At 36.7% G+C, this 12,928-nt stretch carries 12 protein-coding genes, 1 tRNA gene and 1 pseudogene; 13 read left to right on the top strand and 1 reads right to left on the bottom strand.

Annotated features, from left to right (window positions below; translation table 11 throughout):
- The first annotated feature begins 27 nt into the window (after positions 1–27).
- The 3 genes from NYZ99_RS19675 (at position 28) to NYZ99_RS19665 (ending at position 928) form a co-directional block, all read left to right on the top strand.
- Positions 28–104, top strand: a tRNA-Ile gene (locus NYZ99_RS19675).
- Positions 105–410: 306 nt separating this feature from the next.
- Positions 411–680 carry a helix-turn-helix domain-containing protein gene (locus NYZ99_RS19670; protein ID WP_138256705.1) on the top strand — a complete coding sequence of 90 codons (270 nt, stop codon included), beginning with the start codon at positions 411–413 and terminating at the stop codon, positions 678–680.
- Between the two features lie 2 nt (positions 681–682).
- Entirely contained in the window at positions 683–928 is a 246-nt protein-coding gene (locus NYZ99_RS19665; RefSeq protein WP_138256706.1) for a hypothetical protein, read from the top strand.
- Between the two features lie 295 nt (positions 929–1,223).
- On the opposite strand, the gene NYZ99_RS19660 is transcribed toward NYZ99_RS19665, so the two are convergent.
- Complete coding sequence (locus NYZ99_RS19660) at positions 1,224–1,481, bottom strand: hypothetical protein (RefSeq protein WP_260572777.1); 258 nt, start codon at positions 1,479–1,481, stop codon at positions 1,224–1,226.
- Between the two features lie 475 nt (positions 1,482–1,956).
- On the opposite strand from NYZ99_RS19660, the gene NYZ99_RS19655 reads away from it, so the two are divergent.
- The 10 genes and pseudogenes from NYZ99_RS19655 to NYZ99_RS19610 all read left to right on the top strand — a co-directional run bounded on the left by NYZ99_RS19655 (position 1,957) and on the right by NYZ99_RS19610 (position 12,880).
- On the top strand, positions 1,957–3,288 hold the full coding sequence (locus NYZ99_RS19655; RefSeq protein WP_260572776.1) for a substrate-binding domain-containing protein: 1,332 nt from the start codon (positions 1,957–1,959) through the stop codon (positions 3,286–3,288).
- On the top strand, positions 3,273–4,706 hold the full coding sequence (locus NYZ99_RS19650; protein ID WP_260572775.1) for a hybrid sensor histidine kinase/response regulator transcription factor: 1,434 nt from the start codon (positions 3,273–3,275) through the stop codon (positions 4,704–4,706). Before NYZ99_RS19655 ends, NYZ99_RS19650 begins: the two co-directional genes overlap by 16 nt.
- Before the next feature lie 244 nt (positions 4,707–4,950).
- Positions 4,951–6,318, top strand: a pseudogene (locus tag NYZ99_RS19645) (sugar porter family MFS transporter).
- Positions 6,319–6,338: 20 nt separating this feature from the next.
- Complete coding sequence (locus NYZ99_RS22495) at positions 6,339–6,593, top strand: hypothetical protein (protein WP_338039159.1); 255 nt, start codon at positions 6,339–6,341, stop codon at positions 6,591–6,593.
- A complete protein-coding gene (locus tag NYZ99_RS19635; RefSeq protein WP_338039158.1) occupies positions 6,529–7,482 on the top strand; it encodes a glycoside hydrolase family 32 protein in 954 nt (317 codons plus the stop codon). The genes NYZ99_RS22495 and NYZ99_RS19635 overlap by 65 nt, the downstream gene beginning before the upstream one ends.
- A 52-nt stretch (positions 7,483–7,534) precedes the next feature.
- The gene (locus tag NYZ99_RS19630; RefSeq protein WP_260572774.1) at positions 7,535–7,960 is read left to right on the top strand and encodes a GH32 C-terminal domain-containing protein; all 426 of its coding nucleotides are present in this window, start codon (positions 7,535–7,537) and stop codon (positions 7,958–7,960) included.
- Between the two features lie 6 nt (positions 7,961–7,966).
- The gene (locus NYZ99_RS19625) at positions 7,967–10,816 is read left to right on the top strand and encodes a SusC/RagA family TonB-linked outer membrane protein (RefSeq protein WP_260572773.1); all 2,850 of its coding nucleotides are present in this window, start codon (positions 7,967–7,969) and stop codon (positions 10,814–10,816) included.
- Entirely contained in the window at positions 10,813–11,115 is a 303-nt protein-coding gene (locus tag NYZ99_RS19620) for a hypothetical protein (RefSeq protein WP_260572772.1), read from the top strand. The genes NYZ99_RS19625 and NYZ99_RS19620 overlap by 4 nt, the downstream gene beginning before the upstream one ends.
- 22 nt (positions 11,116–11,137) lie before the next feature.
- Entirely contained in the window at positions 11,138–12,226 is a 1,089-nt protein-coding gene (locus tag NYZ99_RS19615; protein ID WP_260572771.1) for a RagB/SusD family nutrient uptake outer membrane protein, read from the top strand.
- Between the two features lie 174 nt (positions 12,227–12,400).
- Positions 12,401–12,880 carry a RagB/SusD family nutrient uptake outer membrane protein gene (locus NYZ99_RS19610; RefSeq protein WP_260572770.1) on the top strand — a complete coding sequence of 160 codons (480 nt, stop codon included), beginning with the start codon at positions 12,401–12,403 and terminating at the stop codon, positions 12,878–12,880.
- The last annotated feature ends 48 nt before the right edge of the window (positions 12,881–12,928 follow it).

Here is a 12,928-nt window from a genome sequence, read left to right as displayed (position 1 = left end):
GTGGTAATATTGCATCCGCAATTTGCGGGTCCTATAGCTCAGCTGGTTAGAGCACCTGACTCATAATCAGGGGTGTCATGGTTCGAGCCCATGTGGGATCACCAGTAAAATAAGGCAGTCACAATACTTTGTGACTGCCTTATTTGTTTCATCAGCGTGCTTTCAGCGTGCTTTTTTGGAATGTAGGATTTGGTGTTTTCACTTTTTATTTAAAACTATTTCGTTTACATATTGAACACAATATGGCTCGGGTTTGCCATATTCAATACTCTCTTAGTTTAAATATAATTGACATTCATTATTCAGTCCCACTTATTGACTTTTTTAGACAGTTTATCTAATTATTCAATCCACTAGGATATATTTTAATATATTCCTTAAGCAATAATTAAACCAACCGATTTTCAATTATGCAAGTTGTTTGTCTACAAGAGGAAGCATTTTATGCATTGTTTCGGAAAGTAATTGAACATGTAGAATCGAAAAGACCAAACACACCAGAGAGATGGATTGATGGTGAGGAGGCTATGTCGATTTTGAAAATTAAGTCGACTACCACCCTTCAAAAACTAAGGGATGAAGGAAAGGTCAGGTTTTCACAGCCTCAAAAGAAGATTATTCTATACGACAGAGTGTCTATTATGGAATACATTGAAAAACACGCACGTGAAACTTTTTAACTATGGAAGAAGAGATTAAAGTTGACGAAAAGTTTAAAAGCGCCTTTAATTTAGGCTATCGTTTGGCTGAAGAGTTGAACCTTAAAACTCCTTTGATTCAGAATCAAGAAAAAATCATGCCCGATAATCCAATGCATTTGGGAATGCAGTGCTTTATTGATGAAGCCAAACTTTTAAAAGATAAGAAACAGGAAAAATCGGTAGAAAACAGTTTTAAAAAAACAAGGAACAAAGGTTTAGGGTTATAGAAACCTAATTTTACTGATTTTTAATACTTTGGTTTAAGTTGTCTATTGTCTTTCATGGCGATTATAGTGACAATATTCCCTTTGAACACATAATACACTGTCGTTCTTTTGTGTATGACGGCCCTCCTTATTAGTTTTTTACTTTTAGATTCGGGGTAAAGGGTCGGGAAATTCGAAACCGTATTTTCAAATTGTTTTAGCAGGTTCTCAAATTTAAGGACTTCTTTTTTATTGAATTTGACCCTAAGAAATTCCTTAATGTCAAGTGCATTTGAAAGTGATCTTTCTGTCCACTTTACCTGAACAAAATTATCCATTGGCCGAGACCGTTCCAAAAATCTTTTGAACTCATTGTACCTCCTTGTTCAAAATCCCTGATACCGGCAAGAATATTGACCCTGTCACTTTCGGTCAGTTCATCCCACCAATCCCCCGATTTACCCTCACTGGAAAGCTTTACAGAATTGAGCAACCCAACAAGCGTATCATCCTTTAAAGACTCAATCCAATTAACGAGTTCCTTTTTTGTAGTATTTAGTTCAGAAGTGCTCATATCAATTCTATAAAAATAAAAATACAAAAATCGGGCAACTAAAAATCTATGTTTGCAGGAAATCATTTACTTTGAACTTTAAAAAATAGTTCTTTAAACATTTTTAGTACTTCATGATAGAAAAGTTTATGGTATTTGGCCATAGCAATTTTGCTATTACTTTTCTTTAAGATTATAACAATTTGCTACAATTCTTTTAGGTTAAACAGGTTTATTTAAACCTACCAATTGTTACAATTAAAAAACCTCATTAGTGAAAAATCTACAGGCGGAAGTTCTAACACCGTAAAAAGAGGGGATTGTAAGAAGTGAAGTAGTTTTAATCATAAAACTATTCAAAAATACACTACTTTAAAAGAGTATTCAATTGGGAATATTTACCCAAATTTGTAATTTTTCAAATATTTTTTTCAACTTTTAATAGAAAAGGATGGATAAATTTCAATTTAATTAAACTTATGCTCGTCACAAATTCATGAAACATATCAGGTATATTTTCATCTTAATCAATATTTCATTGGCTTTTTCCATTTTGTCATGTGACAGAAGTAAAGACGTTGAAAAAATACATATTGGTTTTTCCCAGGCTATGACGAATGACGATTGGAGGCGTTCCATGAATAACTCCATGGAATTGCAGGCTTCAATGAACCCTGAAATTGATTTGCAAATTAAAGATGCTAATTATGATGTGCTTACACAAATAAAACAGATAGATGAGCTGATTGCAGATAGCGTAGATGTTCTAATTGTATCGCCTATTCAATCTAAACCCATTACGGCGGTTGTTAGGAAAGCAATTAATGCCAGTATTCCTGTTCCGGTTGTAGACAGAAAAACTGAAGGTCAACAATATACAGCCTATTTGGGAGCTGATAATATCGAAATAGGAAGAAATGCGGCTAAGGAAATTATCGCTTCAAATAGAAAAGACTCAATTCGAATTATTGAAATAAGAGGTATGGCCGGATCTTCTCCTGCAGAAGAAAGGACGATGGGTTTTCAACAGGTAATAAATCAATTCAAAAATGCAAAGATAGTTGCGAAAATAGAAGGGGACTGGGAGAAGGAGTCTATTCAGGAATCGCTGAGACAACTGCTAAATAACGATATTAAAGTTGATTATGTATTTGCCCATAATGATAGAATGGCAGTTGGTGCATGGGAGGTAGCACGCGAGTTGGGAATAGAAAATGAAATTAGTTTTATTGGAGTAGATGGTCTAGCTGGAACTAATGGAGGAATTCAGGCGGTAAAAGATGGAATTTTAAAGGCAACGGTTCTCTATCCTACTGGTGGAGATGAAGCAATTAAATTGGCTTTGAAAATCCTAGATAACGAATCTATACCTAAAAATAACATTCTCTCGACTACTATTATCAACGAGTTGAACGCTGACATTATGAACAACCAATTTGAAAAGATAAATGATCAACAAGATCAAATGGAAGAACAGTTGGCTGCGATAAAATTACAAGAGGAACTTTATTATTCGCAAAACAACCTTCTTAAAATTACAATGGCATTGTTGGCAATTATTCTAAGCCTTACAGTATATAGCGTTTATTCCATCTTTGCAATTCGAAAGAAAAATAGGCAACTGGAATTGACTAACGAAAAGGTTACCGTGCAGCGGAATCAAATCGAAAAAATTGCGAAGGAGATCAAAATAAGCAATGAAGCAAAGCTAAATTTTTTCACAGGGCTTTCTCATGAATTTAAAACGCCCCTCACGTTAATTTTAAGTTCTATAGAGTCGATAAGCGACTATGCTAAAGAAAAAGGCTCCGAATGGGGAACGAAATAGAGTTAATACATAATAACTCCAATAGGTTATTGAGATTAATTAATCAATTACTTGATTTTAGAAAAATCGAAGACCGTAATTTTAATCTAAAGGCATCCAAAACTAATTTATACAACTTTTCAAAATTAATATTCCAAGATTTTGAAAGGGAAGCCATGAAAAGAAATATTGATTTCAAATTAACTTCCAATAATGAATCCTTGGATATTTTTATAGATAGAAATTTAATGGATAAGGTATATTTCAATCTTCTTTCCAATGCATTTAAGTTCACACCAGACAATGGTAAAATAGGTGTATATATAAAAGATGATGAAAGTGCCAATATTGTGAAAATTCACTTTAAGGACACAGGAATTGGTATACCTTCGAACGAAATAGATGGTGTTTTTCAAGCATTTTTTAAAGGTTCTAATAATAGAAAAAACAGCTCCGGCGTAGGTTTACATTTGAGCAAGGAATTTGTGGAGATGCACAAAGGTAATATTGAAGTTGAATCTCTACACGGTACGGAGTTTATTGTATCACTTTACAAAGGTCAAGCACATCTAGATGAATCAGAAATCATATCGGAACAAGATTTGGTTGATTCCAATATAATCGATTTTTCTTCTGACCAATTAATAGATGATAATTATTTAATTCAGGCTCCTAGCAAAAACAAAGAGAAATATTCAGTTTTGATAATTGAGGACAATAAAGATCTTTCTTTGTTCCTTAAAAATAAACTACAGTTGGAGTATGATATTCATTTATCAGAAGGTACGGATGCAATTGAGAAAGCTTTTGAGACTATTCCGGACATTATACTTTGTGACATTAATCTTCCGGATAAAGATGGCTTCGAAATTTGCGAGATTTTAAAAAAGGATTTGCGTACATCGCACATACCTACTGTAATACTAACTGCACTAGGCAATAAGGAATCCTATATCAAAGGACTTCAATCCGGAGCAGATTTGTATCTTACGAAACCATTCAGCTATTCTATTTTGATTCAGTCAATTAAGTCTTTGCTCTATAATAGAGAAAAACTCAGGTATTATTTTACCAGTAACATCCATAAAATTGAAGAAATAAATTCCTTTGGGGATATAGAACAAAAATTTATTAGCCAATTAAATACATTGATAAATGATAATTTGGGCAATTCTGATTATTCAGTTGAAAATCCGGCTGAAAATCTTACTATCTCACGTGTCCAGTTATACAGAAAGGTCAAGGCAATTATGGGTATAAGCATTAGTGATTACATAGGCAATATCCGCTTGGAAAAGGCTAAAACCATGCTCGAAAATGGCTCATTAACAGTTTCAGAAATTGCTTATTCCAATGGTTTTTCTTCTCCAAATTACTTCTCTACTGCCTTTAAAAACAAATACGGTATTTCCCCTGCGGCGTTTCGTAAGTCTGTTTGAGTTACAGTTCAACCATTCCTTCCAACACTTTTCATCTTAGAAGTAACAATATCGAACATAATGTAACATGAATATACTTGCTACATGCTCGATAATGTTAAAAAATTATTTTAAAATACTGATTATCAATTACTTAACATTTTGTGATATGTTTCTTAACCAAAGCATAACACATTGACACATTATCAAATTACACACTTCATTTTTGCGAATACTTTAGTGACATCACTAGAGAATTACGATTATGAGAAAAATATGGATTTGGTCGATTACCGCTGCATTGGCTGGTTTTCTTTTTGGCTTTGACACAGTAGTCATCTCAGGAGCCGATAAAAAACTACAAGCATTATGGCAATCTTCCGATATGTTCCATGGTACAGTTGTAATGGCGATGGCCTTGTGGGGAACCGTAGTTGGGGCAATTTTGGGTGGTATTCCTACGAATAAGATTGGGAGAAAGAAAACTTTATTATGGATAGGTATACTCTATACAGTATCTGCATTAGGTTCGGCTTTTGCAAATGACCCTATAACTTTCGCAATATTCAGATTTATTGGTGGTCCGGGAGTAGGTGCATCAACCATAGCAGCTCCTGCCTACATTTCTGAAATAGCTCCACCAAAGGATCGTGGGAAGTTGGTAGGACTTTACCAATTTAATATAGTTTTCGGCATTTTAATAGCTTTCTTATCGAATTACTTGTTAAGCGGTGTTGGAGAAAATGCATGGCGATGGATGATAGGCGTAGAGGCCATACCTGCATTTGTTTATACCCTGTTCGTACTTACGGTTCCAAAAAGTCCAAGGTGGTTGTTGACCAAAATGCGTACTGATGAGGCGAAAAAGGTATTACAACTTATCAATCCTGAACAAGATCCGAAGTATTGTTGCTAGAAATTAGGACAGAAAGCAAAAACAACGTTTCCGACGAAAATATACTTATAAAGAAATATAGGTTTCCACTGATGTTGGCTTTTTTAATTGCAATGTTCAATCAATTTTCACGGCATCAATGCATTTCTTTATTATGCCCCTAGAATATTCGAAGAGGCAGGCTTAGGCGAAAGTACCGCTCTATTAAGCAGTATTGGGATAGGGGTAACCAATATGATTTTTACCCTTATAGGAGTCTTGCTAATTGATCGGCTAGGAAGAAAACAACTAATGTACATAGGTTCTGTCGGGTACATTATTTCCCTATCACTAGTAGCTTGTGCTTTTTTCCTACACTGGGAAAGTATTGCAGTGCCTATTTTTCTATTTCTCTTTATTGCTGCACATGCTGTAGGACAGGGAACCGTAATCCGGGTGTTCATTTCTGAAATTTTTCCAAATCATTTAAGAGGCTCGGGTCAGTCGTTCGGTAGTTCGGTGCACTGGATTTTGGCAGCCATTATTCCCTCGTTGGTGCCTGTATTATTCACAGCAATTGGTGCAGGTACGGTGTTTGCTTTTTTTGCTTTTATGATGGTACTGCAATTGTTGTTTGTGGCTTTTGTAATGCCGGAAACAAAGGGTATATCGCTAGAAGAGTTAAGTAATACCCTAACAAGGGGAAGGAAGGACAAAATCGAAAATATTATTGGTTTTAATGAAGGGAAATCTAACTGAAAATTATAAAGACCATAAAAATGAAAAATAAAGCATTAAAATTAACTATCGTAATAGGAATTTTTTCAATGATAGCTTCTTGTAAAAATTCTATGGAAAGGAGAAACGACAATGTTGAAGATAAGCAAGATACACTTGTCAGTTCCAATGAATTGTTATACCGTCCAAATTTCCATTTTTCACGAGATACAGGTTGGATGAACGATCCAAATGGAATGTTTTTTTATAACGGGTATTACCACCTATATTTTCAACACTATCCGAGATGGTACTAAATGGGGGCCTATGCATTGGGGACATGCGGTTAGTAGTGATTTGTTCAATTGGAAAGAGCAACCAATAGCGCTGTATCCAGATGATTTGGGCTATATTTTTTCCGGTAGTGCTGTTGTAGACCACGAAAATACATCAGGATTTGGAGTAGATGGCAAAATACCTATAGTTGCAATTTTCACCAGCCACGACCCTAAAAAAGAGAAAACGGGTGAAATAGATGTGGAAAATCAAAGTATCGCTTATTCGCTGGACGAAGGACTTACATGGACAAAATATGAAGATAATCCTGTTTTAAAAAATCCAGGTTTCAGAGATTTTAGAGACCCAAAAGTTAGCTGGGATAATGAGAGGAAAAGATGGACAATGGTTTTGGCCGCAGGCCAAGAGATACAATTCTACACCTCAAAAGACCTAAAGTCATGGGAGAAACTTACAAGTTTTGGAGAGGGTATCGGTAATCATGACGGAGTATGGGAATGTCCGGATTTCTTTCAATTACCTGTTATTGGCAAGTCAGAAAAAAAATGGGTTTTGTTGGTGAGTATTAATCCTGGAGGGCCTAATACAGGCTCTGCTACCCAATATTTTGTAGGAGATTTTGATGGTTCAGATTTTATTTTGGACGAATCATTCAAACAGGAGATGGAAAAAGAGCATAGTTTACGGGTAGACTATGGTCGTGACGATTATGCGGGCGTTACCTTTTCCAATATTGAAAACAAGGATGGCAGCAAGCTATTTATGGGATGGATGTCCAATTGGTTGTATGCCAACGAGGTCCCTACTGAAAAATGGCGAAGTGCAATGACAATAGCCCGCACATTGGAATTGACAAAGGGTGAAAATACGTTTCGATTAGTCTCGAATCCTGTTCCGAGAACTAAATGAATTTGAGGTTGAGAAGCTAAAAAATTCAGATGTCCCACTTGAAGGAAAGACTTTGCTAACTACTTCTAAGGCTATCGATTTTACTCGTGCTCGGATTAACTTTAAAGTTGAAGATTTGGTTGATGGGATTTACACTTTTGAATTGACGAATAGCAAAGGGGATAAGTTACGATTTGGTTACGACGTCACAGAGGGAAATTATTTTGTAGATAGAAATAAGGCTGGGATAACTGATTTTTCGGACAGATTTAGTGACCGGATTGCCATAGCTCCAAGGATTTCTACACAAAAGGATTGGTCAGGTACAATTGTTCCGGATAAAACTTCCATAGAATTGTTTTTTGACGACGGCCAAACCGTTATGACAGAAATATTCTTTCCACAAGCACCTCTCGATAGTTTCTATTTTGAAGCTCCGTTAGATGAATCTAAACTCGAATACATTGAAATACATCAACTTAAATTTAACTTAAACTAGAAAATTATGAAATTAAAACTCTTACTATTTTTAATGGTATTTGTTCCAATAGGTCTGTCCGCCCAAGGTCGGATTACAGGTACTGTTACTTCCTCAGATGACGGTACTCCTTTACCTGGAACCTCGGTAATTATTAAAGGAACAACAATTGGAACAACCACTGACTTTGATGGTAATTATGAATTGAACAATGTAGCCGACGATGCAACCCTTGTATTTAGCTATATTGGATTTACCACCCAGGAAGTTCCTGTGAACGGGCAGTCACTAATAAATGTTGCCCTAAAAGAAGATGCCCAACAACTTGATGAAGTAGTATTGACAGGATATTCCACGGAGCGTAAGGTAGATTTGACCGGAGCGGTTACAGTAGTTGATATTGCCCCAATAGAAGGTCAAAGTTTAAGTTCCGGTAATGCCATGCAAGCACTACAAGGAAGGGTGGGAGGTCTTTTTATTGAAAAATCCGGTGACCCTACAGGGTTGAACAGCAGGATACTGATTAGAGGACTTACTACTTTGGGGAATAATGATCCGCTTTACATTATAGATGGTGTTCCAACAAAAAGGCAAGAGGTATTCGCAAGTTTAAATCCTGCAACTATCGAATCCATTCAAGTATTGAAAGATGCGTCGGCCTCTTCAATATATGGGTCAAGAGCCGCAAACGGGGTCATCGTTGTAAGTACTAAAGGAGGTCTTAAAGGAGAACGACTTACGGTTAGTATCAATTCCAATTTATCTGTCCAATCAGAGCGAAAACAGCGCTATGATATGTTGAGTTCCCAACAACGTGGTGAAGCTTTGTGGAGGGCATCCGTAAATGATGGAGCAGATCCAAATGCAGGTTATGGTGAAATATACAATTTCGATTGGAATAATGACTTTAACAATCCCATACTAAACAGCGTTACTGTTCAGCCCTTTGTAGGAGGAGACCCAAATGTACCTTCAGGTAATACCAATTGGCAAGACGAAGTTTACGAGACAGGATATGTATTTAACAATGAGGTTACTGTTACCACAGGTTCAGAAAAATCTTCTTTATTAATAAACCTTGGATACTTAAAGAATACAGGTATGCTGAAGTTTACAGGTTATGATAGATATACTGGTAAAATTAATGGTACTACAAATTTATTTAACGACAGATTAAAATTTGGAGTTAATACACAAATATCAACTTCAAATGAAACATTGGTAGCAAGTGATGTTGGTGGAGCGCCTACAACCGGTTTGTCCATTACCCTTGCACCTACCATTCCTGTTTATGATGCAAATGGAGAGTTTGCAGGTCCTTTGGGGGCTGGGTATTCGGATAGAAACAACCCACTATTAATGCAATATTTAAACAGGTGGGACAATGCTATAAAAAACAATTTCTTCGGCAATGTTTTTGCAGAATTGAGCATACTTGATAATCTTAAGTTCCGCTCTAGTTTAGGAATAGACTTTAGTGATTTCAAACGTAAAAATATAGAGCCAAAAGTATTTAACGGTTTTGTCACTCGAAGTAATAACAGGTTAATTTTTGACACCAATAAATTGAGAACATTAACTTTTTCAAACACTTTGAATTATAATTTAGAAGTTGGGAAACACAGATTTGGAGCGCTATTGGGTATTGAGTCTATAAGAGAAGATTTTGATACTATTTTTGCGCAAGCAGATGATTTTGCAGTAGAACAAGAATCTTATTTTGTGCTTTCCGCCGCAACTGGTGCGAGAACAAATAATGGTATATCTACCCAATACAGCCTCGCTTCACAATTTGGGAAATTAAACTATTCATTTGATGATAAATACTTGGCATCCTTTACAATCCGTAGAGACGGTTCCTCAAGGTTTGGAGCTAACAATAGATATGGTATTTTTCCAGCAGCTACACTGGGTTGGAGAATTAGTCAGGAAGAATTTCTCAAAGACAGTGAAATACTTTCCAATTTAAAACTAAGGGCAGGTTATGGAGAAGTAGGTAACCAAGAGATTGGTAATACGGCTCGGTTTGGTTTATATGAGTCTCGTTACGGTCAAAATCAAGCTCAGTTGACAGGAGGATTTTTTGAAATTTACTATAATGTGGGTACGGCATATGATATAAATGGAAACAATACAGGCACGCTGCCTTCAGGGTTCGTCTCAACTCAGGCTCCTAACCCTAATTTGAAATGGGAAACAACCAAAGAATGGAACTATGGTATTGATTTTGGGTTTTTAAACAATAAAATAAGCGGATCCTTTGATTATTTTACTAGGGAGACCACGGATATCTTGACTACTCCTCCCATTGCATCTGTAATTGGAGAAGGTCAACAAAGAGTATTGAACGGTGCCGCAACTGCTGCTAGAGGTTGGGAATTTAACTTAGGATATTCTAATGTATGGGAAAGCGGATTCTCTCTTGGTGTTTCCACTAATTTTGGTGCTTTTAAGGACGAAATTACATTTCTACCAGAGGAGGTGAGAGCAGCCTTTCCTGGGACGGCCCAAAATTCAATTCTTGGACAATCACAAACGGCAATTTTTGGCTATCGCACAGATGGTCTTTTTCAAAGCCAGGCAGATGTTGATTCCCATCCTACCGGAGGGGTGCAAACAGGCAATGCTAGACCGGGAGGTATAAAAATTGTGGACATTGACAACAATGGTGTAATCGACAGCAATGACCGTGATTTTATTGGTAATACCTTACCTGACTTAGAATATGGTATACGTCTTGATTTAGGATACAAGAATTTTGATTTCTCTGTTTTTGGTTCAGGGGTTGCCGGTCGTATAGGTGTTGACTCCTATATTTTTTGGAACAACTTTGTACAGGGTAGAGATAATGCGGGTCTTGGCGTGTTAAATGCATGAGCCCTCAAAATACAGATTCTTCGATACCTTCACTTTCCTTGGTAAACAACTTTACGGATACTTCAGACTATATTTTTAGAAACAACTCTTACTTTAAAATAAGGAATATGCAAGTGGGATACTCATTGCCAACTGATGTGATAGGAAAAATGGCAGGAATGACCGGTTTAAGAGTTTACCTGCAAGGAGAAAATTTATTTTGGTTTACCCCCAAAGGATATATTGGAGCTGATCCAGGAGAGAATAGATGTGAACCGTATTCCGGTACCAACCGTGTATTCACTAGGCTTGAACATTAACTTTTAACAAATAGCGATAATCATGAAATATAATAAAATAATAACAACGGTGATATGCGCAACCCTTTTGCTCACTGCCTGTTCAGATAATTATTTAGAGTACGAACCTGAGGGGGTATTGTCCAGCGAAAACGTGGCAACCGCCGAGAATGCGGAATCTTTGGTCATTGCAGCATATGCAGGAATTGCCAATGATGAAATGATTGGACCATTAACACATCAATGGGTTTATGGTAGTGTACGTTCGGACGATGCTTATAAAGGCGGTGGCGGCCGAGGTGATGTTGACGTTGTAGATAAATATGAGCAATACAATCTCACTATTGCAGATATGGGAGATTGGATGGCGCCTAGAACGTGGACCGATTATTACAAGGCGATTTCTAGGGCAAACTTTGCACTATCTGTCATCAATGATATACCGGACAGTGAATATGCACAAAAAACAACTAGACAAGCAGAATTACGCTTTTTAAGAGCTCATTCGCATTTTATGTTAAAGTTGATTTTTAAAAAAATACCATATATCACCGAGAATTTAACCCAAGAAGAAATTGCACAGACCTCAAATGATGTAGATAATGATGCTTTATGGAATACAATCGCTGATGATTTTCTTTTTGCCTATGACAATCTACCACAAGCTCAAGATCAAGTTGGCAGGGCAGACCGAAATGCTGCTGCTGCATATTTAGCCAAATTAAGGTTGTTTCAAGCTTATGAGCAAAATGATCAACATCAAGTAACGAATATAAATACCTCACGTTTACAGGAGGTGATTGATTATGCGGATGAAGTTACCGGTAGTCTACAACCGGATTTTGGGGAAAATTTCTTGGATGGATTTGACAATGGATCGGAATCTATCCGGGCTGCCCAGTTTTCAATTAATGATGGTACAACTGTGGGAAGGGTGAGTTTTGTAACTGGGTTAAATTCGCCACATGGTACAGGGCTTTATGGCTGTTGTGGATTTCATTTGGCCAGTCAGAATATGGTAAATGCATTTAGGACTGATGGAAACGGACTTCCCTTATTGGAAACGTTTAATGACTCCGACATTTTCACCAACGTAGATGCAAATGGAATTACCCCCCCGACAGTGGATTAAGTGTTGACCCAAGGATTGATCATACGGTGGGAATACCTGGAAGGCCTTATAAATATAGAAATACGGTAAATGATACAGGAGACATGATATATAATTTTAGTTGGGCAAGAGATCCGGGAGTATATGGCTTTTTCGGGAATATGAAAGAGCAGCAAGCGCCTGATTGTTCGTGCTATGTTAAGGAAGGATCATTTGTGGGCACTTCCAAAAACGTTGATTTTATTAGGTATGCCGATGTTCTCCTCTCGGAAGGCAGAAGCTTTAATTCAATTAGACCGATGGGATGAGGCCTTACCTATAATTAATCAAGTTAGAAATCGTGCTGCTGCTAGTACTCAAAGGCCTTTGGATGCAGGGGCAACTGATATTTATAACATAGGTACTTACGCTTCTTTTCCATCGAAGGAATATGCATGGCAGGCCTTAATGTTTGAAAGAAGGTTGGAGTTTGCCATGGAAGGACATAGGTGGTATGATTTAGTAAGATGGGGAATTGCGGAGGAAACACTAAATGCATATTTGGCAGAAGAAAAGACTAAAAGAGATTTTCTCGCAAACGCTAGTTTTACAGCAGGTAGAGATGAATATTACCCAATACCACAAAGAGAAATTGATTTTACTGGTGGATTATATGTTCAAAATCCCGGGTATTAAATTTTCAAGGACAATAATAAGTTGAGTTAGTTTTGTTAGTTTGAAAGG

Origin of the sequence: Maribacter litopenaei, assembly GCF_025244665.1 — a bacterium.
GTDB lineage: Bacteria > Bacteroidota > Bacteroidia > Flavobacteriales > Flavobacteriaceae > Maribacter > Maribacter litopenaei.
This window is presented reverse-complemented; position numbering and strand designations above follow the sequence as displayed.